General features: G+C 76.9%; 17 protein-coding genes. 13 read left to right on the top strand and 4 right to left on the bottom strand.

Translation table 11 applies throughout. The annotated features are described in order from the left end of the window. Positions 1-25: 25 nt before the first annotated feature. On the bottom strand, positions 26-856 hold the full coding sequence (locus KPF22_RS19615; protein WP_073573930.1) for a ParA family protein: 831 nt from the start codon (positions 854-856) through the stop codon (positions 26-28). A gap of 128 nt (positions 857-984) precedes the next feature. On the opposite strand from KPF22_RS19615, the gene KPF22_RS19610 reads away from it, so the two are divergent. Together KPF22_RS19610 and KPF22_RS19605 are read left to right on the top strand one after the other, a co-directional pair. Beyond that, the gene (locus tag KPF22_RS19610; protein WP_224402908.1) at positions 985-1,743 is read left to right on the top strand and encodes a bifunctional 2-polyprenyl-6-hydroxyphenol methylase/3-demethylubiquinol 3-O-methyltransferase UbiG; all 759 of its coding nucleotides are present in this window, start codon (positions 985-987) and stop codon (positions 1,741-1,743) included. 314 nt (positions 1,744-2,057) lie between these two features. Beyond that, on the top strand, positions 2,058-2,468 hold the full coding sequence (locus KPF22_RS19605; protein WP_224402907.1) for a DUF3040 domain-containing protein: 411 nt from the start codon (positions 2,058-2,060) through the stop codon (positions 2,466-2,468). A 283-nt stretch (positions 2,469-2,751) separates the two neighbouring features. On the opposite strand, the gene KPF22_RS19600 is transcribed toward KPF22_RS19605, so the two are convergent. From KPF22_RS19600 to KPF22_RS19590, 3 genes are read right to left on the bottom strand one after another with little or no spacing between them, the layout of a single operon-like run. After that, on the bottom strand, positions 2,752-5,097 hold the full coding sequence (locus KPF22_RS19600) for a DUF3488 and transglutaminase-like domain-containing protein (protein ID WP_224402906.1): 2,346 nt from the start codon (positions 5,095-5,097) through the stop codon (positions 2,752-2,754). Further along, complete coding sequence (locus KPF22_RS19595) at positions 5,094-6,446, bottom strand: DUF58 domain-containing protein (protein WP_208827051.1); 1,353 nt, start codon at positions 6,444-6,446, stop codon at positions 5,094-5,096. The genes KPF22_RS19600 and KPF22_RS19595 overlap by 4 nt, the downstream gene beginning before the upstream one ends. Before the next feature lies 1 nt (position 6,447). Further along, on the bottom strand, positions 6,448-7,401 hold the full coding sequence (locus tag KPF22_RS19590; RefSeq protein WP_062402153.1) for a MoxR family ATPase: 954 nt from the start codon (positions 7,399-7,401) through the stop codon (positions 6,448-6,450). Positions 7,402-8,068: 667 nt separating this feature from the next. Here KPF22_RS19590 and mraZ point away from each other — a divergent pair. The 11 genes from mraZ to murC all read left to right on the top strand — a co-directional run bounded on the left by mraZ (position 8,069) and on the right by murC (position 24,508). Further along, positions 8,069-8,500, top strand: a complete 432-nt coding sequence (gene mraZ / locus KPF22_RS19585) for a division/cell wall cluster transcriptional repressor MraZ (RefSeq protein WP_043276508.1) — start codon at positions 8,069-8,071, stop codon at positions 8,498-8,500. A gap of 394 nt (positions 8,501-8,894) precedes the next feature. After that, positions 8,895-9,893, top strand: a complete 999-nt coding sequence (gene rsmH, locus KPF22_RS19580) for a 16S rRNA (cytosine(1402)-N(4))-methyltransferase RsmH (RefSeq protein WP_208826637.1) — start codon at positions 8,895-8,897, stop codon at positions 9,891-9,893. 64 nt (positions 9,894-9,957) lie between these two features. Continuing rightward, positions 9,958-10,644, top strand: a complete 687-nt coding sequence (locus tag KPF22_RS19575; protein ID WP_224402905.1) for a septum formation initiator — start codon at positions 9,958-9,960, stop codon at positions 10,642-10,644. Beyond that, a complete protein-coding gene (locus KPF22_RS19570) occupies positions 10,644-12,470 on the top strand; it encodes a penicillin-binding protein 2 (protein WP_208826633.1) in 1,827 nt (608 codons plus the stop codon). Before KPF22_RS19575 ends, KPF22_RS19570 begins: the two co-directional genes overlap by 1 nt. Before the next feature lie 368 nt (positions 12,471-12,838). Then, positions 12,839-14,449, top strand: a complete 1,611-nt coding sequence (locus KPF22_RS19565) for a UDP-N-acetylmuramoyl-L-alanyl-D-glutamate--2,6-diaminopimelate ligase (protein WP_208826631.1) — start codon at positions 12,839-12,841, stop codon at positions 14,447-14,449. Positions 14,450-14,543: 94 nt separating this feature from the next. After that, a complete protein-coding gene (murF, locus tag KPF22_RS19560; protein WP_224402904.1) occupies positions 14,544-15,989 on the top strand; it encodes a UDP-N-acetylmuramoyl-tripeptide--D-alanyl-D-alanine ligase in 1,446 nt (481 codons plus the stop codon). Further along, positions 15,986-17,056, top strand: coding sequence for a phospho-N-acetylmuramoyl-pentapeptide-transferase (gene mraY, locus KPF22_RS19555; protein WP_062404548.1), 1,071 nt, complete (start codon positions 15,986-15,988; stop codon positions 17,054-17,056). Before murF ends, mraY begins: the two co-directional genes overlap by 4 nt. Further along, entirely contained in the window at positions 17,053-18,471 is a 1,419-nt protein-coding gene (gene murD, locus KPF22_RS19550) for a UDP-N-acetylmuramoyl-L-alanine--D-glutamate ligase (protein WP_224402903.1), read from the top strand. The genes mraY and murD overlap by 4 nt, the downstream gene beginning before the upstream one ends. Continuing rightward, the gene (gene ftsW / locus KPF22_RS19545; protein ID WP_224402902.1) at positions 18,468-19,748 is read left to right on the top strand and encodes a putative lipid II flippase FtsW; all 1,281 of its coding nucleotides are present in this window, start codon (positions 18,468-18,470) and stop codon (positions 19,746-19,748) included. Before murD ends, ftsW begins: the two co-directional genes overlap by 4 nt. 2,271 nt (positions 19,749-22,019) lie before the next feature. Next, positions 22,020-23,096 (top strand): glycosyltransferase, encoded by a 1,077-nt coding sequence (locus KPF22_RS19535; RefSeq protein WP_208820799.1) that lies wholly within the window; start codon positions 22,020-22,022, stop codon positions 23,094-23,096. 47 nt (positions 23,097-23,143) lie between these two features. Then, positions 23,144-24,508: a UDP-N-acetylmuramate--L-alanine ligase gene (gene murC, locus KPF22_RS19530; protein WP_244326383.1), complete on the top strand. Its 1,365-nt coding sequence runs from the start codon at positions 23,144-23,146 to the stop codon at positions 24,506-24,508. Positions 24,509-24,517: the final 9 nt, after the last annotated feature.

The raw sequence follows: 24,517 nt of genomic DNA, 5'->3' as shown, positions 1-24,517 counted from the left end.
GCGGACGGGGCCGAGGACGGGCCGGTCAGGCCGAGGCGGCGGGGCGCGAGGCGCTGCGCAGCACCCGGCCCAGCAACGCGGTGAACACCGCGGAGATCTCCCGGGCGCCCGGGGTGTCCCACGCCTGGATCGGCAGGCAGGCGCCCTGGGCCTGCTGGACCGCCGAGCGGTCGGGCAGGACGCTGTTGAACACCAGGGGGCCGAACAGCTCGCGCAGCTCCGAGATCCGGAACTCGTGCTCGGTGTTGCGCGGGCGCACCCGGTTGACCAGCACACCCAGCGGCTGCAGGCGGTCGTTGGATCGCTCGCGCTCGGTCTGGACCGCGTCGAACGCGCGCTGCACGCCGGACACCGAGAACATCGTCGGGTCGGTCACCAGGATCGCCCGGTCCGCGGCGGACAGCGCGCTGCGGGTCAGCTGCCCCAGCGACGGCGGGCAGTCCACGATCACCAGCCGGTAGCGCTCCTCGGCGTGCTCGGAGCCACCGGAGTCGTCGGTGATCAGCTCGCCGGCCAGCCGCTGCAGGGCGCGGTCCAGCCGGTACAGCTGCGCCGCCCCCGGGTCGGGGTGGTTGTGCCGCTCGGTCTGCTCCGCGCCGACCAGCACGTCGAGGCCCTCGCCCCACGCCGACGGCGCGATGGCCCGTTCGACGACCGCGCGGCGCGGCTCGTCCAGCACGTCGGCGACGGTCGCCGTGGTGGGCTCCGGGTCGAGCGCGGTGGTGGCGTTGGCCTGCGGGTCGAGATCCACCACGAGGGTGGAGACGCCGTGCCGCTGCGCCGCGCCGGCCAGACCCAGTGCGACCGTGGTCTTGCCGACGCCACCCTTGAGACTGAGCGTGGCGACGACCTGCACCCACCCAACCTACCGTGCGGTCCGGCACGGTCGCCGAGCGGAGTGCAGGTGATCGTCGGGCGACCGGTCGTGGGCGTCCCGGCGGGCGGGCGGGCCGGGCACCGGCGGGGGCCACTAGTCTCGGTGCCGTGGGATCGCCGACACGCGAGCAGGCCGGAGCAGCGCGCGGGGCCGCCGTGTTCCGGGTGCTGGACAGGGAGATCGACCGTGTCCGCCGGGACACCGGGGCCGCGCCCCGGGTGCTCGACGTCGGCGGGGGCAGCGGCACCTGGGCGGTGCCGCTGGCGATCGCCGGCTGCGCGGTGACCGTCGTCGACACCAGTCCCAACGCGCTGGCGACGCTGGCCCGGCGCGCCGGTGAGGCCGGCGTGACCGACCGGATCACCCCGGTGAACGGCGACGTCGACACCCTCGCCGAGGTCGCCCCGGCCGACGGCGCCGACCTCGTGCTGGGACACGGGCTGCTCGAGGTCGTCGACGGACCGGGCCGGGTGCTCGCCGCGCTCGCCGCGGCCGCCGCCCCGGGCGGGGCGGTGTCGGTGCTGACGGTGGGGCGCTACGGCGCGTTCATCGGGCGACTGGCCACCGGCCGGCTCGCCGAGGCCCGTGCCCTGCTCACCGACCCCGAGGGCCGCACCGGTACCGACGACCGGCTGCTGCGCCGGTTCGACGCGCACCGGCTGCAGGAGCTCACCGCCGAGACGGGACGGCTGCGGACCGAGATCCTGCAGGGTGACGGCACCCTCGAGGCCTGGCTGCCCGGCCCCGGCCAGGAGGGCGAGGCGGCGGGCCGCGACGAGCGCGACGAGCTGGACGCGCTCGCGTCGCAGGTCGGCGCCCTCGCCGAGGTCGCCCCGCGGTTGCATCTGCTCGCCCGGCGGTACTGACACCCGTCCCCGTCGCCGGTGTCCGACGGTCGCCGTCCGGCTGCCGTCGGTGACCGGTCGTCCGGCGTTCACCCGGCTGCCCACCCCCGTCCGGGTGGGTCTGCGACAGTCCGGGTGAGCGACGACACGCCGCGCCACGCCGTCCGCTCGACGATCAGCCGAGCGGGTTGGACGGTCCGGGTGGTCGCGGCACGATTCGCCTCGTACTCTGGACATCAGACGCCCAGGTTGGGGCGCCCGTCGTACCGGCCGGGGCGAGGAGGCCCGGGCCGAATGCGGCCTACCGTCCGATTACGTGTGCCGGAGGTGAAGGCATGCCGCTCTCCGAGCACGAGCAGCGCCTGCTCGAACAGATCGAACGCGCCCTCTACCAGGAGGACCCCAAGTTCGCGTCCTCGGTCAGCGGTAGCCGGCGGAGCAAGCCCGCCCGGCGCCGCCGGATCCAGGGCGCCGTCCTGTTCGTGGTGGGCCTCGTGCTGCTCGTCGCCGGGATCCCCTTCCGGGCACTCTGGCTCGGCGACCTGCCGATCCTGAGCATCGTCGGCTTCCTCGCCATGCTCGGCGGCGCGCTGCTGGCGGTCACCTCGATCGGCGCCCGTCGCGGCGGCGAGGACACGACCGGTCAGGGCGGGGCCGCCCCGAAGGACAAGCAGTCCGGCGAGAGCGGCGGTGGCTTCACCGGCCGTATGGAGGAGCGCTTCCGGCGCCGCTTCGAGCAGGAGTGACACGGGGCGGCCCACGTGGCCGCCCGTACGACACCCGGCGGGGCGGGACACCGATGCGGTGGCCCGCCCCGCCGTCGTGTGTCCGGCGTCGGCCGTCCGCTGTACCGGCGTCGGGCCCTGGTGTCACCGGGGACGGGAGCCCGGCGATCGGGACCGGCCCGCGCCGTCCGACGGCCGCCGACCGGACGACGCCGCCGACCGGATGCCGGGCGCTGATCCGGGGGTGCCGGGGGCTGCGAACCCCGTGCCGCGGTGGGCGGGTCGGCCGTGCGCGCCGGGCGGGTCAGCCGCGCTCGGCAGGTTCCCCGGCCGTGTCGGCGGCGCCGTCGTCGGACGTCGGGTCGTCGTCGGACGGGCGGCGCCCGCGCCGGACCGCCTCCGGCACCACCGAGGCCGGCAGCACCCGGGCCCGCAACGACGTCCCGCCGGCCGCGATCGCCGTCCGCACCTCGTCCACCAGGCCGTCGAGCGTGCCGGGCTCGGGCAGCATCCCGCCGTACCAGCTCGCCTCGACCCGGCCCGCGAGCTCCCGCAGCGCCTCGGCGGGGCGCCCGGACAGGCCGTGCCGCTCGGTGATGCGGTCGGCGGCCGCGCGGACGGTGTCCCCGGGCGGCACCGGGACCCCGTGGTCGCGGGAGGCGGCCAGGACCTCGTCCCATGCCGCCGCCGCAGCGCCGTCGCCGCCCGCCCGGGCCAGCCCGGCCCGGCGGGAGTACTGGTGCCGGCGCCACAGGCCCGGGGTCAGCACGACCGCGAGCACCGCGGCCGCCAGCAACAGCGCCACGACCAGCGGCCACCACGACCCGGTCGCGGCCGTCGGCCGGTCGGCCGCCTGCTCCTCGGTGGGCGGAGGCTCCGGGGTGGGGCCACCGGCCTCGGGGGGCGGCGGCGTCGCGGACGGCTCGGGCTGCGGGGTCTGCTCGGCGGCGGGCGTGCCGCCGTCCTGCTCCCGGGCCTGCTGGACGTAGGCCGGGTCGATGGTGCGGCCGTCGGCGAGCGGGGTCGGGTCGAAGGTCATCCAGCCGTAGCCGGGGAACCACGCCTCGACCCAGGCGTGGGCGTCCTCGGTGGTGATCGTGCGGGCCCCGGAGCCGTCGGCGTCGCCTGCGGTGAAACCGACCGCCACCCGGGCCGGGACGCCGACGGCGCGCAGCATGACCGCCATCGCCGAGGCGTACTGCTCGCAGTAGCCGGTCCGGCCGCGGGTCAGGAAGTCGACCAGGGCGTCGCCGTTGCCACCCGGCGCGGTCGCCAGGCTGTAGGTGAACGGGGAGCCGGGCCCGGTGAAGTGGTCCTCCAGCGCCATCGCCCGGTCGAACGGCGTCGTGGCCCCGGCGGTCACCTCCCGGGCGATCGCGGTGACCCGCGGATCGACACCGTCGGTGTCGAGGTAGGAACGGTCGACCGTGGTCGGCCCGGACGCCGCGCGCAGCTGGTCGGCCGACGGCTCCGGCAGCCGCATCGACTGGGTCCAGCCGTCCTCGGACTGTGCGCGCTCGCTGTAGACGATGCCGCCGTCGGCGTCGTAGGCCCAGCTCGGTGAGTTCACCGCGATCCGGGTCGGGTCGCCGAACACCGGCAGCCAGTAGTCGCGGAAGCCCAGGTTGTCGACCTGCACGTCCTGGGACGCGGCCGGCCCGGAGGTCGACGGCGGCAGCGGCCCGGTCAGCGGCACGCCCGGCAGCGGGCGCCCCGCCTTCCAGCCCTCCTGCGGCACGTAGGACTGCAGGGTGAGCGCGCGCAGGTAGGTCGGGGTCTGCAGACCCCGGACGCTGAACAGCGGCCGCGGCTCGCTGCGGGTCAGCTGTCCGCGCAGCGAGGTGAACGGGTTCAGCCCGATCGAGCCGTCGGCGTCGCCCCCGGTCCCGCCGGTGGCGTCGAAGCGCCCCGAGGTTCCCACCGACGATGCCAGCAGTCCCGCCAGCAGCGAGCCCACGACGGCGACCGCGACGACCGCGGCCCCGGCCGGGATCTGCCGCAGCCGGTCCGGGCGCAGGAGCAGCAGCACGCCGTAGCCGAGCGTCGCCGCGACCACGGCCCACCAGGGCAGCAGGTCCGGCTGCAGCGCCGTCGGCACCGCGAACACCACCAGCAGCGGCACCCCGGCCGCGGCCGGGGCGGCCACGGTCACCGCGAGCCCGAACACCGCGATCGCGATCGTGCCGAACCCGAGGGTGACCAGCAGCAGGATCTCCGGGCTCGCCGCGACCGGCGGCAGCCCGCTGTCGATCTGCTGCCCGGCCCCGCCGAGCAGGCCCGACAGCTCGCCGAACGCCGACGGCCCGGGGAGCACCCCGAGCACGCCGCTGCCGGTGAACCACGCGGTCACCAGCAGGACCAGGGCCAGCAGCTGGCCGGGCGCGACCAGCCAGGCCCGCAGCGGCAGCAGCAGGCCGCCGACCAGCGAGACCAGCACGACCGCGACGGCGGCGTGGGCGAACCAGGTCGCGCCCTGCACGACCGAGCTCATCGCCGTCCCGGCGAGCAGCACCGCGACGACCGTCGCGACCGGTCCCAGCACGACCGTCCAGGCCGGGGCACCCGGTGTCCGGCCCGCGGGTGCGGCGTCGGGGACGGGCGCGGCGGGCGGCGGCGCGGGCCGGACGGGGGGCCGGGTCGGCGCGCTCATCCGGTCGCCCCCGCGATACCGGGCGAGCCGCAGGCGTCCGCCCAGGCCCGCTGGACGGTCATGTCGGAGGTGACGACGGTGGCGTGCCACCCGGCACGGCGGAGCGCGGCCGCCGCGACCGACGCCGGGCGGGACCGCGTCGCGGCCGACCAGGTGTCGACGTCGAGGACGACGGCGTGCCCGCCGCGCGGCCAGGCCGAGACCAGCGCGGTGACGTCCTGCGGCGCGGTCCCGCCGAGCACCGCGAGCACCCCCTCCGGGTGCCCGGGCCCGGGGCCGGGCGCGGTGAACCCGGTGCTCGCCGAGGGCCGCAGCACCGCGAGCGACTCCAGCCGCGGGGGGACGGCGTCCGCACCGGTCACACCGGGCGGCACGTCGCCGACGGCCTCGCCGGACTCGTCGACGAGCGCGACGGCCTCGCCGCGCTGCAGCAGGTGCACCGCGACGCTCGCGGTGAACGCCACCGCCCACTCCAGGCTGGAGGCGGGCCCGTGTCCGCGGTGGGCGCTGTCGCGCCGGTCGATCAGCAGGGTCACCCCGGACGGGTCGGGACGGTCGTCGAGGCGGACCATCAGCTCGTCGCGCCGGGCGCTGGAGCGCCAGTGCACACGGCGCAGCTCGTCGCCCTGGCGATAGGGGCGGATCAGCACGTCCGGGGTGCCGGGGCCGGGACGGCTGCCGCCCTCGGCGCCGCGCCCGGCGGCGGTGGAGGTCAGGGCCGGGCGCCCGGTCAGCGGGGTGACCCGGGGGAGGACCAGCAACCGGTCGGCGGGGAGCAGGTCGTGGCGGAACTCGGCGAGGCCGAGCGCGTCGGTGCCGCGACCGCGCAGCGGACCGATCCGGTACGCGCCGCGGACCGCGGGCCGCACCGGGTAGCCGACCCGGGCACCGCGCCGGCCGAGCCGGTGCACGGTGAACCGCGGCGGGTAGCGGTCGGCGGGACCGGCGGCGTCGGGCACGTGGTCGGCGATCCGCAGCGCGCCCAGCAGGGCGCCGCCGGCGATCCGCAGCAGCACCGTGCCGCCGCTGCCCGCCTCCAGCCGCGCCGGCTCCAGGGTGCGCCCGACCTGCAGCGAGCGGCGCGACCGCAGCGCGACGACGAGTGCCAGCAGCGGCAGGAACAGCACGAACGCCCCGATCCGGACGAGGTCGCGCTCGTCGAGCGCGATCGCCGAGACGACCATCGCTGCGCCGCCGGCGAGCAGGCAGCGCCCGCGCACGGTCAGCCCGGCCCGCCGTTCCCGGCGCGGCGCGCCGCCGGCCGCGAGCGGCGCCGACGACCCGGGTGCCGCCGGGGCACCGGGCTCGGTGGGAGCCGGTGGCCCGGACGGCGGCGCGGTCGGCGCCACCTCAGCCCCGCGGCGGGGACGGCACCGCGACCCGCGCGACGGCGGCCCGCACCAGGTCCGCCGGTGTCCGGCGGGCCGCGACCCCCTCGGGGCCCAGCACCAGCCGGTGCGCGAGGACGGGGACGGCGACGGCCTGGACGTCGTCGGGCACGACGTAGCCGCGCCCGGCGGTCGCCGCCCAGGCGCGGGCGGCCCGCAGCAGGTGCAGGGTCGCGCGCGGCGACGCACCGAGGCGGACCTCGGGCAGCCGCCGCGTCGCCCCGACGACCTCGACGCAGTAGCGGCGCACCTCCGCCGCGGTGTGCAGGCCGCGGACCCCGGCGATCATCGACCGCAGCGTGCGCAGGTCGGTCACCGGCCGCAGCCGCTCCAGCGGGTCGGTCGAGCCGTGCTCCTCGAGCATCGCCAGCTCGGCCGCCGGGTCCGGGTAGCCGACCGAGACGCGGATCGTGAACCGGTCCTGCTGGGCCTCGGGGAGCGGGTAGGTGCCGTCCATCTCCACCGGGTTCTGGGTGGCGACGACCATGAACGGGTCACCCAGCGGGTAGGTGCCGCCGTCGACGGTGACCTGGTGCTCGGCCATGCACTCCAGCAGCGCCGACTGGGTCTTGGGCGACGCACGGTTGATCTCGTCGGCGATCACGACGTTCGCGAACACCGGGCCGGGCCGGAACTCGAACTCCGAGGTCTGCCGGTTGTAGACCGACGAGCCGGTGATGTCGCCGGGCAGCAGGTCCGGGGTGAACTGCACCCGGCTCACCGCCCCGTCGACGGCCCGGGCGAGTGCCTTGGCGAGCGTGGTCTTGCCGACGCCCGGCACGTCCTCGACGAGCAGGTGCCCCTCGGCGAGCATCGCGACCAGGGCCAGCCGGATGGTGTCGGGCTTGCCGACGATGATCCGGGCCATCGCGGCGGCGATCCGGCCCGCCGCGTCGGCGACGGCGACGGCGTCCATCGGCTCGGGCGCGTAACCGGGGTGCGCACCGCTGGCCTCGGCCCGGCGGAGGGGACCACCGGACGGCGACGGGACGGGTGGCACGGAGGGCGCGGACGGCGCGCTCGACGACAACGGGCCTCCTCAGGAGACGGCTCGGGTGACCCCAGTCTGTCAAACGTCCCCCGATCGGGACCGGGCGCCGCCACTCGCCTCGCCCCGCTGCTCCGTACGGCCGAACGCGACGCGCTCCGGGGCTCGCCGGCGGCCCCGGGCGGGAGGTCTCCCACGGCGCCCCACGGTGGTTCCCCACGCCGCTCCACCGCGCGTCCGTCGATCCCCCCACCGCCCCCCACCCGGGCTCACCACGGTCCCCCCACCGGCTCCCCACCCGTCCCCACCCCCGGACGGCCCGATCGGCCCGGCAACTGCCCCTGACCTGCGACGACGCCGGTGGGGGAGCGGGGGGGGGGGGGCGCAGGTGCGGCCGGAGTGGCCGGAAACGGCCTCCGGACGTCGCGCGACCGGGTGGCACGTCGCGTGCCCCCACCGCTCCCCACCGTCCTTGACCTGCGAAAACATCGGATGAACGGTGGGGGATCCACCCGTCTCGGGTTGACGGTGGGTGAGTGTGGGGTAGTGTGGTGATCGCTGGGGCGAACAGGGGTCCCAGGTGGAGGTGGGGTCGGTGTTCCTCGGCACCTACACCCCGAAGCTGGACGACAAGGGGCGGCTCACGCTGCCCGCGAAATTCCGCGACGAGTTGCGAGGCGGCTGCATGATCACGAAAGGGCAGGACCACTGCCTCTACGTGTTCACCCGTGACGCCTTCACCGAGATGGCGCGCAAGATCGCCGCGGCCCCGCTGACGAACGAGTCGGCGCGGGTGTTCCAGCGGAACCTCTTCTCGGGCACCGACGAGCAGAACCCCGACGGCCAGGGCCGGATCGCGATCCAGTCCGAGCTGCGCCGGTACGCCGGACTGTCCAAGGACTGCGTGGTGATCGGCGCGTTCACGCGCGCCGAGATCTGGGACGCGCAGGCCTGGCAGGAGTACCAGGAGCGGCACGAGGACGAGTTCGCCAAGGCCCAGGAGGAGGTTCTGCCCGGGCTGTTCTGAGTTCCGCTGGCGGGCGGGACGACGGACGGCGGCAGTACCTGAGCAGGACAGCACGACCGACAGCGGACGACACCACCGTCGCCGCCCCGACCCGGGTGCCGTGATCGAGTCGGCCCTGGCACACCTTCCCCGGTGCCAGGTCCGTCTCGGCACGGCCCCCGGGTGGGGACGGCGCCGGCGCCCACCCCGACTGGGGAGTTCGGGTGGCGCGGTGGCGCCCGCGCGTCTTCGGGCGTGGAGCGGACCGGTTGTGGGAGCCGGCACGCCACACCCACGGACATCGACCCTCCCGGTCCCGGCCCCCGCGGCCGGGACCGGGTACGGCCGCCGCTCCGGCGGCCCGCACGACACGCACGCACCACACGGGGACGGACGGCGCACCGGGGGGTGGGACGTGGACGGTACTTCCGGCGACGGCGCCGCCCCGCGCGACGAGCGCGCGCCCGGTGACCGGCACACCCCGGTGCTGCTGGAGCGCGTCTCCGAGCTGCTCGACCCCGCACTGCGCGACCGCGACGCCGTCTACGTGGACGCCACTCTCGGCATGGGCGGCCACGCGGCGGCGCTGCTGGCCGCGCACCCCCGGCTGACCGTCGTCGGCATGGACCGCGACCCGCAGGCCCTCGAGCTCGCGGGTCGCAGGCTGACCGCCTACGCCGACCGGCTGCACCGGGTGCACACCGTCTACGACGACGTCGCCGGCGCGCTGGAGCAGGCGGGCGTGTCCGCCGCCGACGGCATCCTGTTCGACCTGGGCGTCTCCTCGCTCCAGCTCGACGAGGACGCCCGTGGCTTCTCCTACTCCCGCGACGCCGACCTCGACATGCGGATGGACCCGACCACCGGGCCGACCGCCGCCGACGTCCTGAACTCCTACACCGCCGGCGAACTGCGCCGGATCCTGCGGGAGTACGGCGAGGAGCGGTTCGCCGGGCCGATCGCCAACGCGATCGTCCGGACCAGGGAGAAGCGCCCGTTCACCCGCAGCACCGAGCTCGTCGAGCTGCTCTACGGCGTGGTCCCGGCCGCGTCCCGGCGCACCGGCGGGCACCCGGCGAAGCGGACCTTCCAGGCCCTGCGCATCGAGGTGAACCGCGAGCTCGAGGTGCTGCGCGACGCGCTGCCGGCGGCACTGGACGCGCTCGCCCCGGGCGGGCGGATCGTCGTCCTGTCCTACCACTCGCTGGAGGACCGGATCACCAAGCGCGTGCTCGCCGAGCGCGTCCGCTCGCGGACCCCGGTGGACCTGCCGGTGGAGCTCCCCGGACACGGACCGGAGTTCCGGCTGCTCAGCCGGGGCTCCGAGCAGGCGTCCGACTCCGAGATCGCCCGCAACCCCCGGGCCGCCCCGGTACGGCTGCGCGCGGCGGAACGCGTGGAGGACGGGCCGTGAGCACCCGTGGCACGGATCCGAGCACGCAGGCACTACCGGCACGGCGGAGAGGCAGGAACCCACGATGAGCACACCCGTCATCGAGCGCCCGGGGACCCCGGGCGGTGGCCGGGCGCGGCCCGACACCCGCCAGAGCCGTCGTACCGCGGCACCCCCGCGGATCCCGGCCCAGCGCGGCCCCGGCGACGCCCGACGGGTGGCCGACCAGCGCCGCCGCAGCGCGGCCAGGGAGAACACCGGCCGCGCGAAGTTCGTGCTGGTCGTGATGGTCCTGCTGGTCTCGGGCCTGATCGCGACGCTGTGGCTGTCGACCGCCGCGGCGGCGGACTCCTACTCGCTGCAGGCGGCCCGGGAGCGGACCGCGTCGCTCACCGAGCAGTCCGAGGCGCTCCGCAAGGAGGTCACGGTGCTGCAGAGCCCCGGCTCGCTCGCCGACCGCGCCGCGGCCCAGGGCATGGTCCGGGTGACCGACCCGGCACGCCTGGTCGTCGCACCGGACGGACGCGTCGACGTCGTCGGGGAGCCGAGTGCCGCCGTCGCCGCGGCGCCGCCCGCCCCGCCCGCCGCCGACGCACCGGCCCCGCAGGCCCCGCCCGCGCCGCAGGCGCAGCAGCCGGGCGCGGCCACCACCGACCCGGCCGCCGAGGGCGGTGACGCCGCACCGGGCGCCGCCGCGGGTGGCGCCGCCGGTGCCGGTGAGGGCACCGAGCACGAGGTCCCGGCCGACACCCGGGCGGCGGGCGGGAACTGATGGTCTACGCGCCGCCGCGCCCCCGGCCGCGGGGGCAGGGTCCGCGGGGCGGCCGGCGCCGGTCCCCGGCCGACGACCCGCGGTTCCGGCTGCGCCTGGCCTGGGTGGCGCTGGCCGCCCTCCTGCTGGTGTCCGGGGCGAAGCTCGTCGTCGTCCAGACGGTGCAGGCGGGCACGCTGACCGCGGATGCGGAGAAGCAGCGCGCCAGCCGGATCGTCATCCCGGCCGAGCGCGGCGCGATCAGCGACCGCAACGGCGCCGTGCTGGCGTTCTCCACCGAGTCCAAGGCGCTCGTCACCAACCCGCGCCTGATCAACTCCACCAAGGGCGCGGACGCGGTCGCCTACAAGAACCGGATGGCCGACGCCGTCGCCGCGGTGACCCACGGCGACCCCGAGGAGCTGAAGCGGGCGCTGAACAGCGACCGCGGCTACGTCGTGATGGCCACCGCGGTCGACCCCGGGCCCGCCCGTGACCTGCGCACACAGTTCCCGGAGATCGCCGAGGAGAGCCGCGAGGCGCGCCAGTACCCCAACGGGACGCTGGCCTCGAACATCATCGGCGCCGCGACCTGGAGCGCCGACGCGCAGAAGCTGGTCGGCCGGATCGGCCTGGAGTCCTCCGACGACGCGCTGCTCGCCGGTCGCGACGGCTTCCAGATCGCCGACACCGCCGAGGGCAGCGGCACCGTCATCCCCGGCAGCGTGCGCTCCGAGCAGGCCGCGGTGTCCGGCTCCGACGTGCAGCTGACGATCGACTCCGACCTGCAGTTCCAGGTGCAGCGGATGCTGGCCGACTACGCGGGCCGCTCCGGCGCGCGCAGCGGCTCGGCCGTGGTCCTCGACCGTGCCACCGGGCAGGTGCTCGCGCTCGCCGACAACACCTCGTTCGACCCGGCCCAGCTGCTGTCCGCGGACCCGAACTCATTGGGCAACAAGGGCGTCACCACGCCCTTCGAGCCCGGCTCGGTCAACAAGGTCGTCACCATGGCCGCCGCACTGGAGGCCGGCGTCGCCAAGCCCGACGACGTGCTGGACGTGCCCGGCAGCATCGAGGTCGCCGACCGCACGATCAAGGACGCCTGGGAGCACGGCGTCGACCACTACACGCTGACCGGCGTGCTGGCGAAGTCCTCCAACGTCGGCACCCTGATGACCGCGCAGAAGGTCGGCGAGGACCGCTTCTCGGACATGCTCGCGAAGATGGGCATCGGGCAGAGGACCGGTGTCGGGCTGCCCGGCGAGAGCGGCGGACGGGTCCCGGCCCGCGCGACCTGGTCCGGCTCGACCTTCGGCAACCTGCCGATCGGGCAGGGCCTGTCGATGACCGTGCTGCAGATGGCCGGGATGTACCAGGCCATCGCCAACGACGGCGTCCGGGTCCCGCCGCGGATCATCGCCGCGACGACCGGCCCGGACGGCATCCGGGTGCCGACCGAGGCGCCCGAGCCGGTGCAGGTGATGTCGCCGCAGACCGCGCAGACCCTGCGGACGATGCTCACCGCCGTCACCCAGAAGGCGCACGGCCAGTCCGGAACCGGGCCCGCCGCCGCGGTGCCCGGCTACGAGGTGGCGGGCAAGACCGGCACCGCCCAGCAGGTGGACCCGGCGACCGGGGCCTACTCGCGCTCCCAGTACTGGATCACCTTCGCCGGGATGCTCCCGGCCCAGGACCCGCGGTTCGTGATCGGGATCATGCTCGACGCCCCGAAGGGCGGGACGAGCGCGGCGCCGCTGTTCCACGACATCGCCTCCTACCTGGCCCAGCGCGACGCCGTGCCGGTCCAGACCGTGCCGCAGCCGGTGCAGACCCTGCAGATCAGGTGACGGCGCGGCCGGGTGCGGTCCGGCTGCGTCGGACGGTCCCGGCCACTGCTCACCCGTACGGGTGCCGGCCGGGCCGCCGTGCACCCCGCCCGACGAGCCGCCCACCGGCCCGGAACCTGCGCCGGATGGCCGTATCCGGATCGTCGGACGGCCGTGTTCCGGTCGTCGTCCCGCCGCCCGCCGCGACCGCCTCCGCGAGCGGTCGCGGGCGCCTGACCGGGACGAGGGGCGGCCCGCGCCGGTCGGTAACCTCCGGCCCTGTGCCCGACCTCCACACCGCAGCCACCGCCCGCTCCCGGAGCACCGGCGGATCCGCGCTCGGCGGCGGGCCGGGTGGTGTGCAGGGCGACCGGACGGGGACGGGTGACGTGGCGGGATCCCTCGAGTCGCTGCCGGACCGCCCGTCGCAGGTGCGCCCGGTCGACGTCGCCCTGCTCGGGCGGCTCGTCGGCGCCGAGCTGAACCCGCGTACCGCCGGCAGCGGGCCCGGCCCGCTGCTCGACCCCGCGGCCGGACCGCACACCGTCACCGGCGCCACCCTGCGGGCGGGCTCGGTGCGCCCCGGCGACCTGTTCGCGGCCCTGCCCGGCGCCCGCGCCCACGGCGCCGACTTCGCCGCGCAGGCCGTCGCGTCGGGCGCCGGCGCGATCCTCACCGACGCCGCGGGCGCGGACCGCGCCGAGATCCGGCACTCCCGGCTCCCGGTGCTGGTGCACCCGAACCCGCGCGAGGTCCTCGGCCCGGTCTCGGCCGCCGTCTACGGCGAGCCCACCGCCCGCCTGCGGGTGCTCGGGGTGACCGGCACCTCGGGCAAGACGACCGTCGCGCACCTGCTGGAGGCGGGCCTGACCGCCGCCGGGCGGGCCACCGGTCTGCTCGGCACCGTGCGGACCCGGGTCCAGGTCCCCGGCCACCCGGCCCGGGCACTGCCCAGCGCGTTCACCACCCCCGAGGCACCGGACCTGCAGGCGCTGTTCGCGGTCATGGTCGAGGCCGGCGTGACCGACGTGGCGATGGAGGTCTCCAGCCACGCGCTCGCGCTCGGCCGGGTCGGCGGGTCCCGGTTCACCGCCGGGGCCTTCACCAACCTGTCCCAGGACCACCTGGACTTCCACCCCACGATGACCGACTACTTCGAGGCCAAGGCCCGGCTGTTCGGCGGCGGCGGGGCGGGCGTGGAGGCCGCGCGGCACGGCGTCGTCTGCGTCGACGACGAGTGGGGCCGCCGGCTGGCGGCCCGCCACCGGGACGCGGTCACCGTCTCCTCCGACCCGCGCGGCGCGCACGCCACCTGGACGGTCCGCGACCTCACCGCGCACCCCGACGGCACCCAGACCTTCACCGCGGTCGGCCCCGGCGGCCTCGCGGTGCCGGTCACGCTGAGCCTGCCCGGCCGCTACAACGTCGCGAACGCGCTCGTCGCGCTGGCCGTGCTCGACGCCGACGGGATCGACCCCGAGGTGGCCGCGGCCGGGTTCGCCCGGGCGTCGGTGCCGGGCCGGATGCAGCGCGTCGACGCCGGTCAGCCCTGGCTGGGTGTGGTCGACTACGCGCACAAGCCGGCCGCCGTCGCCGCGCTGCTGGACGCGCTGCGCCGCCAGGTCCGCCCGCACGCGCGGGTGATCACCGTGCTCGGCTGCGGCGGGGACCGCGACACCGGCAAGCGTCCGCTGATGGGCGCCGCCGCCGCGATCCGGTCCGACGTGCTCGTCGTGACCGACGACAACCCCCGCAGCGAGGATCCCGGCGCCATCCGCCGCGCGATGCTCGACGGCGCGTTCGGCGAGCCCGCCCGCGGTGACGTCATCGAGATCGGCGACCGGCGCAGCGCGATCGTCTACGCGGTCCGCTCGGCCCGCCCGGGCGACGCGGTGGTGGTCGCCGGCAAGGGCCACGAGGCCGGCCAGGAGATCAACGGCGTCAAGTACCCGTTCGACGACACCGACGAGCTGGTGGCGGCGATCCGGGCGGCGACGTGACGCGCCGCGGGGCGACAGGGCGGGGCGTGCCGGCACCCGGCACGGACCGCGCACGGGCAGGAGGACGGATCGGACCGGTGGAGGCGAGCGGGCGATGATCGAGATGACGCCGGCGGAGATCGCGGCCGTGACCGGCGGCCGCTTGCACCGCATCGACGAGGAGGCCGCCGCCGCGCCGGTCACCGCCGTCGAGTTCGACTCCCGCAGGGTCGGGCCGGGCGGGCTGTTCCTGGCGCTGCCGGGGGAGCGGGCCGACGGCCACGACTTCGCCGCGCAGGCCGTCACCCGCGGTGCGACCGCGGTGCTGGCGGGCCGCGAGGTCGACGCCCCCGCGGTCGTCGTGCCGCCGGTCGAGGCCCGCGACAGCCACACCTACCTCGGTGCGGTCGACCCCGACGGGACCGGCGCCGCCGTCCTGGCCGGGCTGGGGCGCCTCGCCCGGCACGTGCTGGGCGCCCTGCCGGGCCTCGCCGTCGTCGGCGTGACCGGGTCGGCGGGCAAGACCTCCACCAAGGACCTGCTGGCCGCGGTGCTGTCCCCGCTGGGGCCGACCGTCGCGCCGCCGGAGTCGTTCAACAACGAGCTCGGGACGCCGTACACGGCGCTGCGCGCCGACGCGGGCACCCGCAACCTCGTGCTGGAGTTCTCCGCCCGCGGGATCGGCCACATCGCCGCGCTGTGCGCGGTCGCGCCACCGCGGATCGGGGTCGTCCTCAACGTCGGCTCCGCCCACCTCGGCGAGTTCGGCTCCCGCGCCGCGATCGCCACGGCGAAGGGCGAGCTCGTCGAGGCGCTGCCGCCGGGTGACCTGCCCGGCGGGCGGGGCGGCGTCGCCGTCCTCAACGCCGACGACGAGCTGGTCGCCGCCATGGCGACCCGCACCCCCGCCCGGGTCGTCACCTTCGGACGCGCCGCGGACGCGCACGTGCGGGCCACCGACGTCACCCTGACCGCGGGCCGGGCGTCGTTCCGGCTGGTCACCCCGGCCGGGTCCGCCGACGTCGCGCTGCGGCTGGTGGGGGAGCACCAGGTCTCCAACACGCTCGCCGCCGCCGCGGTCGCCCTCGAGCTGGGCGGCACCCCGGACGGGATCGCGGCGGCGCTGTCCGCCGCGACGCCGGCGTCGCGCTGGCGGATGGAGGTCACCGACCGCGCCGACGGGGTGACCGTCGTCAACGACGCCTACAACGCCAATCCCGAGTCCGTCCGCGCCGCGATCACCGCGCTCGGGCAGATCGCCGGCCCGGACCGCCGGGCCTGGGCGGTGCTCGGCCCGATGGCCGAGATCGGGGACGGCGCGGCCGCCGAGCACGCCGCGGCAGCGGAGAACGCCCGCGCCGCCGGGGCCCGGGTGGTCGCCGTCGGCGCACCCGACTACGGGCCCGGCGCCGAGCACGTCGCCGACGTGCCCGCCGCCCTGACCCTGCTGCGGGAGCGGACCCGGCCCGGCGACGTCGTGCTGGTCAAGGCCTCCCGCAGCGCCGGGCTGGAGCGGCTCGCCGCCGGCCTGCTGACGACCGAGGGAATGGTGTGCCGGTGAGGGGCCTGTTCCTGGCCGCGGGTCTCGCGCTCGCGGTGTCGATCCTGCTCACCCCGTACCTGATCCGCTTCTTCGCGCGGCAGGGCTTCGGGCAGGAGATCCGCGAGGAGGGCCCGCAGAGCCACCAGTCCAAGCGCGGTACGCCGACGATGGGCGGCGTGGCGATCCTGCTCGCCATCTGGGTGGGCTACCTGGGCTCGCACGCGTTCACCCGGGAGCCGATCACGGCCTCGGCGCTGCTGGTGCTGTTCCTGACCACCGCGCTGGGCGTCGTCGGGTTCCTCGACGACTTCCTCAAGATCCGTCGCCAGCGCAACCTCGGGCTGAACAAGACCTCCAAGATCGTCGGCCAGGTCCTGACCGCGACGATCTTCGGTGTGCTCGCGGTGCGCTTCGTGAACGAGCGCAACCTCGCGCCCGCCTCGGAGAGCCTGTCGTTCGTCCGCGACATCACGGTGCTGAGCTTCGGCGTCGTCGGGTTCGTGCTGCTGTGCAACCTGATCGTCGCCGCCTGGTCGAACGCGGTGAACCTCACCGACGGCCTCGACGGCCTGGCCGCCGGTACCGCCGCGATGGTGCTCGGCACCTACGTGATCATCGCGTTCTGGCAGTTCCGCAACAACTGCGCGATCGCCGCGACCGCGGGCTGCTACGAGGTCCGCGACCCGCTCGACGTCGGCCTGGTCGCCGCCGCCGCGATGGGCGGCTGCATCGGGTTCCTCTGGTGGAACGCCGCCCCGGCCCGCATCTTCATGGGCGACACGGGGTCGCTCGCGCTGGGCGGCCTGCTCGCCGGCCTGTCCATGGTGACCCGCACCGAGCTGCTGCTGGTCGTCATCGGCGGCGTGTTCGTCGTCGAGGCGCTGTCGGTGTCGCTGCAGATCATCGTGTTCCGCACGTCGCGCCGCCGGCTGTTCCGGATGGCGCCGTTCCACCACCACTTCGAGCTCGCCGGATGGGCCGAGACCACCGTCATCATCCGGTTCTGGCTGCTCGCCGCGATCTGCGCCGCGATGGGGCTGGGCATCTTCTACTCCGAGTGGCTGTCCATGTCGGGTTCCGGGTGAGCGGCCCGTTCGGCGGGGACCCGGTCCTGGTCGCGGGGGCCGGTGTCTCCGGCCTCGCGGCCGCGACGGCCCTGGTGGATGCGGGCGCCAGGGTGCTCCTGTCCGACGACCGCGCGGACGCGCTGGCCGCGCTGCCCGACGGCGTCGAGCCGTGGCGTGGCGGCGGGATCCCCGAGGGGGTCCGCACCGTCGTCACCTCGCCCGGGCGCCGGCCGGACCACCCGCTGGTCGCCGAGGCCGCCGGGCTCGGCGTCGAGGTCATCGGGGAGCCCGAGCTCGCCTGGCGGCTCGGCGCGCTGCGCGACACACCGCCGTCGTGGCTGGTCGTGACCGGCACCAACGGCAAGACCACCACCACCGAGATGCTCGCCGCGATCCTCGCGCGCGCCGGGGTCGACGCCGTCGCCTGCGGCAACATCGGCCACCCGGTGGTCACCGCGGTCGCGGAGGGCCACGCGGTGCTCGCGGTCGAGCTGTCGAGCTTCCAGCTGCACTGGTCGCCGTCGGTGCGCCCGGCCGCGGGCCTGGTGCTCAACGTCGCCGAGGACCACCTGGACTGGCACGGCGGGATGGACGCCTACGCCGCGGCCAAGGCACGCGCGCTGCTGGGCGACGTCGCGGTCGGCGGGGTCGACGACCCCGTGGCCGCACGGCTGCTCGGGGAGTCCCCGGCACCGCGACGCGTCGGGGTCACCCTCGGCCCGCCCGGACCGGACCAGCTCGGCGTCGCCGACGGGGTGCTGACCGACCGCGCGTTCGGCGGCGGGGCGCTGCTCGCGGCCGACGCCGTCGTCCCCCCGGGGCCGCCCGGGATCACCGACGCGCTCGCCGCGGCCGCGCTGGCCCGCGCGCACGGTGTCGACCCGGAACACGTCGGCGCCGCCCTGGCGGCGTTCACCCCCGGCCCGCACCGCAGCGCCCCGGCCGGTGAGCACGCCGGTGTCACCTACCTCGACGACTCCAAGGCGACCAACCCGCACGCCGCCGGGGCCGCGCTGGCCGCCGTCGCCGCCCGGCGGCCCGGTGCCCGCGCCGTCTGGGTGGTCGGCGGGCTGCTCAAGGGGGTCGACCCGGCCGAGCTCGGCAGGCTCGCCGCCGCGCACGCCGAGCGGCTGGCGGGGATCGTCGTGATCGGGACGGACCGGACACCGATCGTCGAGGCGCTGACGCGACACGCGCCCGGCCTCCCGGTCGAGGAGGTCGCGCCGGGACACGATGGTCCGATGGCGCCCTCCGACCCGCAGGACCCGATGCCGGCCGCGGTCCGCCGCGCGTCCGGCCTGGCCCGCCCCGGCGACGTCGTGCTGCTCGCCCCGGCCGCCGCCTCGATGGACCAGTTCCGCGACTACGCCCACCGCGGCGACGCGTTCGCCGCCGCCGTCGCCGGCCTGGCCGCCGCCGGGGTGTCCCGGTGAGCCCGGCCGCGCCGGACCGCACGCTCGGCCAGGCCGCCGTGACCGGCACCCGCGGGGCCGTGCGGCGGCTGCGGCGCTGGCTGCGCCGCCCGCTGACCTCGCTGCACCTGATCCTCGGCGTCTTCGGGCTGCTGACCCTGTTCGGGCTGGTGATGGTGCTGTCCGCGTCGTCGGTCGGCGACGGCTCGTCGTACTCGGTGTTCACCCGTCAGCTGATGTTCTGCGTGGTCGGGCTGGTGCTGTTCTACGTGGGCCTGCGGGTCCCCCCGCGTCGCCTGCGCGCCGCGGCACCGGTGCTGCTGATCATCGGCCTGGTCGCGCTGGTCCTGGTGCTGATCCCGGGGATCGGTGCGCTGCGCGGCGGCGCCCGGTCCTGGTTCGCGTTCGGCCCGGTCTCGCTGCAGCCGTCGGAGGGCGTGAAGATCGCGCTGACGCTGTGGGGCGCCCACGTGCTCGCCGCCCGCCGCGCCGTGATGCACCGCTGGAAGCACGCCCTCAACCCGGTCGTCCCGGTGACGCTGGTGATCTTCACGCTGCTCGTCCTGGAACCGGACCTCGGCATGACGATCTCGGTCGGGATCATCATGCTCGCGCTGCTGTACTTCGGCGGCGCCCCGGTGAAGCTGCTCGCGCTGATCGCGGGCGGCGGCCTGGCCGGCGCGGTGATCCTCGGGCTGACCGCCGGGTACCGGGCCAGCCGGATCACGGCGTTCCTGTCGTCGTCGGCGGACCCGCTGGGCCCGGCCTACCAGGCGACGCAGGCGCTGTACGCGCTCGCCGACGGCGGCCTGTTCGGCGTCGGTCTCGGCCAGGGCCGGGCGAAGTGGGACTACCTGCCCAACGCCCACAACGACTTCATCTTCGCGATCATCGGCGAGGAGCTGGGCCTGGTCGGGGCGGGAGCGGTACTCGCGCTCTTCGCGACGCTGGCCTACACCGGCATGCGGATCGCCGCCCGCAACACCGACCCGTGGCTGCGGATCGTCGTCGCGACGTCGACGGCGGGCATGGTCGTGCAGGCGTCGATCAACATCGGGTACGTCGTGGGACTGCTGCCGGTGACCGGGCTGCAGCTCCCGCTGATCTCCTCCGGCGGCACCTCGCTGGTGGTGACCATGTTCCTGTTCGGGCTGCTCACGAACGCGGCCCGGCACGAGCCGGAGGCGGTCGCCGCGCTCCGGAAGGACGGGCAGGGGCGGCTGGCGAAGCTGCTGCGCCTGCCGTTGCCGCAGCCCTACCGCGCACCGGCACCGGTGTCGCGGTGGGCGGCGCGTTAGGGCGCTCCCACTCCGGGTGGGAGCGGACACGACGGACGACGCAAGGGGCACGAGAGCGTGACGGGTACGGATCAGACCGGCGGGAACGACGGCACCGGCTCGGGCCGGGAGCCCGGCCGGCGTCCGACCATGGGCGGCCGCGCCCCCGGGCCCCACGAGGTCCGGCCGGACGGTGTGGTCTTCGGCGCCCCGGACGGGGCGGGTGGCACGGGCGGTCGCCCGGCCTGGCCCGCGGAGTCCCCGTCGGGTGCGGACCTGTTCGGTGCCTCCGCTGCTCCGGAGTCCGCGTCGGCGCCGGCCCCCGCGTCGCAGCCGTCCGTGGAGTCGGGTCCGCGTGGTCCGCAGCGGCTGCCCGGTACCGGGTGGGACCCGCACGCGCGGTCCCGCCGCCCGGGCGCCGCCCCGCGCAGCGGTGACGGGCCGCAGGGGACGAACGGCGTCGCACACGGCGACCGCGGCGCGGCCCGGCCGGCGAACGGCGCCGCGCACGAGGACCTCGGGCCCGACGGCGCCGACCGCCACGACGGGCCGCGCACCGACGGCCCGCGGAACGGCGTCGCACGCAACGGTGCCGACCGCCACGACGCCCCGCACGACGGTGACCCGCGCAACGGCGCTCCGCAGAACGGCACTCCGCAGAACGGCGCTCCGCAGAACGGCGCTCCGCAGAACGGCGCCCCCCGCAACGGCGGCGCCCGGAACGGCGCCCCGCGCAACGGTGTCCCGCGCGGCGCGGCCGAGGGCGGGGACCAGGGCGCTCCGCAGGGCCCGAACGGCGTGTCCCACGGCCCGGACGGCGTCGCCCCGGACGGTGGCCCGCGCGGCCTGAACGGCGCACCGCGCCCCGCCGACGACGCCGGACAGCAGCCGGGCGGCCTGCCGCGCCGCCGGCCCGGGGGACCGGTGCCGCCCGGAGCGATGCCGGCGCGCCCCGGCGCGGCCGACGACCTGTTCACCCCCCGCGGGAGCACCGGACGCAGCGGCCCGGACCCGACCCGGTCCGGCGCCCCGGCGAACGGCGTGCCGCGCACCGGCCCGGGGGAGGACGGCCCCACCGCCGGCCCCGCACCCGCCGGTCCCGGGCCGCACGTCCCCGGCGCGCCGGGGACGGACACCGGCCCCACCGTCGCCGCCACCGGCCCGGACCCGGTCGACACGACCGGACCGGACGCCGGGACGGGCCCGCAGCAGCCCGTCGCCGACGGCCGGGGCACCGCAGCGGCCGAGGACCCCACGGCGACCGACCCCGGGCGGGGCACCCCGCAGCGGACCGGCCCGCAGCAGCCCCGGCGGACCGGCCCGGCGACCCCGGGGCCGGAGTCCACCGGATCCACCCCGGCCCGCCGGGAGCAGGCGGCCGGCGAACCGCCGACCGTCGCGCACCCCGCGGGCGACGCCGCCGGGCTCCCGGCCGCCGCCTCGGCGGACACCCCGTCGGGTACCGGGGGGCAGCAGACCCGGACCCCGTCGGCCCCGCAGCAGCGCCCGGCGCACCCCGGCGAGCGTGAGCACGCCGGCGTCACCGCCACCGGTCCGCAGAGCGCGCCCGAGCCGGGCGCGCTGTCGGCGACCGGTCCCCGTGGCCCGGTCCCCCCGCACGGCAGGTTCGCCCCCGGTCCGTACGCGCCCGGACGTCCCGGCGCCGGTCCCCACGGCCCCGTCCCCGGTGGCCCCGGCCCGCAGCAGTTCGGGCGCCCCGGCCCCGCGGGCCCGAACGCCCTGACCGGCACCGGCCCGCACCACCCCGCCGCCCCCGGACAGCAGGGCCCCGGACAGCAGGGCCCCGGAGCGCAGGGCCCGGGCACCGCCCGCCCGGGTCCGCAGGGTCCCGGTCCGCAGGCGCCGGGTCAGCAGGGCCCCGCACGTCAGGGGCCCGGGTACGCGGGCCCCGGCCGCCCGGGTCCCGCGGGAACCGGCCCGTTCCGCCCGGTCGGCCCGGTCGGCCCGGGCGGGTCCGGTCCGGCCGCCCCCGGCATCCCCGGGCCGTACGGCCCCGGCGGACCCGGTGCACCCGGCCGCCAGGGCCCCGGTGGTCCGGTCGCCCCCGGACCGCAGGGCCCGGGTGACCCCCGGGGCCCCGGCGGCCCGCAGCCGCACGGCCTCCAGGGACCCGGCCCCCAGGGACCCGGCCCCCAGCCGAACGGCCCGCAGCAGAACCCGCAGGGCGACGGCGTGCCCGGGCCCGGCGTGCCCGGACCCACCGGCCCCGACGCGACCCGCACCTTCGGTCCCGCCACCACGCGACCCGCGGGGGAGCAGGCGCCGGCACCGGTGCGGGGCGGCCTGTCGGTCGTCGTCGCCGGGGGTGGGTCGGCCGGGCACATCGAGCCCGCGCTGGCCGTCGCCGACGCGATCCGGCGGCTCGTCCCGGGAGCCCGGGTCACCGCGCTCGGCACCGAGAAGGGCCTCGACACCCAGCTGATCCCGGCCCGCGGCTACCCGCTCGAGCTGATCCCGCCGGTGCCGCTGCCCCGCAAGCCCACCGCCGACCTGTTCAAGCTCCCCGGGAACGTCCGGGGCGCGGTGAAGCGTGTCCGTGAGGTGCTCGAGGCGGCCGAGGCCGATGTCGTCGTCGGGTTCGGCGGGTTCGTCTCGCTGCCCGCCTACCTCGGCGCCCGCGGCCGGGTGCCGATCGTCGTGCACGAGGCGAACGCCCGCGCCGGGCTCGCGAACAAGGTCGGTGCGCGGTTCGCCTCCGCCGTCTGCGTCGCGGTGCCCGGCACCGGACTCGCGAACGAGGAGGTGGTCGGGATGCCGCTGCGCCGCTCGATCACCACTCTGGACCGGGCGTCGCTGCGGCCGGAGGCCCGGACGCACTTCAACCTCCCGCCGCACGGACCGGTGCTGCTGGTCTTCGGCGGCTCCCAGGGCGCCCGGACCCTGAACGACGCGGTCGCCGAGTCCCTGCCCGCCTTCACCGAGCGGGGCATCTCGGTCCTGCACGCGTACGGGAAGAACGGCACCCCCGCCGACCCGCGGCCCGGCTACGTGCCGGTGCCCTACATCGAGCGGATGGACCTCGCCTACGCCGCCGCGGACGTCGTCCTCGGCCGGTCCGGCATGACCACCGTCGCCGAGCTCACCGCCGTCGGGCTGCCCGCGGTGTACGTGCCGCTGCCGCACGGCAACGGTGAGCAGGCGCTCAACGCCCGCCCGGTCGTCGAGGCCGGGGGCGGCAAGCTCGTGCAGGACGAGGACATGAACGGCGACCGCGCGATCGACGAGCTGATGCCGATGCTCACCGACCCCGACCTGGCCCTCGCGATGGGCCGCCGCGCCCGCGCCGCCGGGCACGGCGAGGCCGACGAGAGGATCGCCCGCATCGTCATGGAGGTGGCGGGCCGGTGAGCGTGCTCTCCGACCACGTCCACCTCATCGGGATCGGCGGCGCCGGGATGAGCGGGATCGCGCGGATCCTGCTCGCCCGCGGAGCGACCGTCTCCGGGTCCGACGCGCGGGACTCCCGCACGGTCACCGCGCTGCGCGCGCTCGGCGCACGCGTCGAGACCGGGCACGACGCCGGTCACCTGCGCCACGACGGCGAGACCCCGCCGACCGTGGTCGTCTCCACCGCGATCCGGGAGACCAACCCGGAGCTGGCCGCCGCCCGCGAGCGCGGCTACGACGTCGTCCACCGGGCGGTCGCGCTGGCCGCGCTCACCGAGGGACGGCGGCTGGTCGCCGTCGCCGGGACGCACGGCAAGACCTCGACGACGTCGATGGTCACCGTCGCCCTGCAGCACGCCGGGGCCGACCCGTCGTTCGCGATCGGCGGCGATCTGTCGGTGTCCGGGTCGGGCGCCCACCACGGCAGCGGCGACGTGTTCGTCGTCGAGGCCGACGAGAGCGACGGCTCGTTCACCGCGTTCGCCCCGTCGGTCGCGATCGTCACCAACGTCGAGCCCGACCACCTCGACCACCACGGCGACGAGGCCGCCTACCGGGCGGTGTTCGAGCGGTTCCTGGAACGGCTCGTCCCCGGCGCCACGCTGGTCGCCTGCGCCGACGACCCGGGGTCCGCCGAGGTCGCGGTGCGGGCGGAGGAGTCGGGCGTCACCGTGCTGCGCTACGGCCGCACCGCGACCGGCCCGCACGACGCCCGGCTGCTCGAGTTCACCCCGGACGGCACCGGCTGCCGCGCACGGTTCCGCACCGGCGACGCCGAGCACGAGCTCACCCTCGGCGTCCCGGGCGAGCACATGGTCCTCAACGCGCTCGGTGCGTTCCTCGCCGGCGTCGCCGTCGGGACCGACCCGGCCGTGCTGCTGGAGGGTCTCGCCGGGTTCGGCGGGGTGCAGCGCCGGTTCGAGTTCAAGGGCCGCGCCCGCGGCGTGTCGGTCTACGACGACTACGCCCACCACCCCACCGAGGTCGCCGCCACCCTGCGCGCCGCCCGCGAGGCCGCGCCGGTCCGCGACGGGCGACGCGGCCGCGTCCTGGTCGCGTTCCAGCCGCACCTCTACTCCCGCACCCGGCTGTTCGCCGCCGAGTTCGGCGCGTCGCTGTCGCTGGCGGACGAGGTGATGGTGCTCGACGTCTACGGTGCCCGGGAGGATCCCGAACCCGGCGTCGGTCCGGCGCTCATCACCGACGCGGTGACGTTGCCGGCCGGGCGGGTGCACCGAGCCCCCTCGTGGGAGCGGACACCCGCGGCGATCGCCGCGCTCGCGACCGACGGCGACGTCGTGATCACCATGGGCGCCGGTGACGTCACCGCGCTCGGGCCGGAGATCCTGCGGGAGCTCGCCGGCGAGGGGTGAGCGCGCGAC

The organism is Pseudonocardia sp. ICBG1034, assembly GCF_020131375.1.
Taxonomy (GTDB): Bacteria; Actinomycetota; Actinomycetes; order Mycobacteriales; family Pseudonocardiaceae; genus Pseudonocardia; species Pseudonocardia alni.
This window is presented reverse-complemented; position numbering and strand designations above follow the sequence as displayed.

Excerpts from the sequence above, each read along its gene's own strand:
- KPF22_RS19605 (WP_224402907.1), top strand. The coding sequence starts at position 2,058 with ATGCCGCTCTCCGAGCACGAGCAGCGCCTGCTCGAACAGATCGAACGC.
- KPF22_RS19600 (WP_224402906.1), bottom strand. The coding sequence starts at position 5,097 with ATGAGCGCGCCGACCCGGCCCCCCGTCCGGCCCGCGCCGCCGCCCGCC.
- KPF22_RS19590 (WP_062402153.1), bottom strand. The coding sequence starts at position 7,401 with ATGGACGCCGTCGCCGTCGCCGACGCGGCGGGCCGGATCGCCGCCGCG.
- KPF22_RS19575 (WP_224402905.1), top strand. The coding sequence starts at position 9,958 with ATGAGCACACCCGTCATCGAGCGCCCGGGGACCCCGGGCGGTGGCCGG.
- KPF22_RS19570 (WP_208826633.1), top strand. The coding sequence starts at position 10,644 with ATGGTCTACGCGCCGCCGCGCCCCCGGCCGCGGGGGCAGGGTCCGCGG.
- murF (WP_224402904.1), top strand. The coding sequence starts at position 14,544 with ATGATCGAGATGACGCCGGCGGAGATCGCGGCCGTGACCGGCGGCCGC.
- murC (WP_244326383.1), top strand. The coding sequence starts at position 23,144 with ATGAGCGGGATCGCGCGGATCCTGCTCGCCCGCGGAGCGACCGTCTCC.